General features: G+C 41.6%; 1 protein-coding gene. It reads left to right on the forward strand.

Features of this window, described 5'->3' with window-relative positions; all coding sequences use genetic code 11:
- Positions 1-272: CRISPR-associated endonuclease Cas2 (gene cas2, locus SB775_RS27715; protein WP_410864351.1), on the forward strand; the 272-nt coding region annotated here is incomplete at its 5' end.
- Positions 273-385 lie beyond the last annotated feature (113 nt).

The raw sequence follows: 385 nt of genomic DNA on the forward strand, positions 1-385 counted from the left end.
CCTCGGCTAATCAACGGAATTACCGCAAATTCAAAAAGTTTCTTCACGTAAATGGCTATGCTATGGTTCAGTATTCGATCTATTCGACAATCGTTATGAACCACTCAGCCCTCCCGTTCCAAAAAAAGAAATTACAGGCGAACCTTCCTCCACAGGGCCATGTAAGCAGTTTATTGGTGACTGAAAAGCAATTTGCCAATATGGAGCAGCACAATCGACCGCAGAGAAGCGAAGAACAAGTAGAGACAATAGAACGGACGATTGAATTATGAAATGGCATTGTAATTTATTCGAGACCATTCCGCTGATTGGGGGAGACGCCAATGTCCTGGTATTTTCAGATTTAGGTAAACAATTTACTTACCGTCATCTAGTTAAAACTTGG

Source organism: Peribacillus sp. SIMBA_075 (assembly GCF_046534585.1).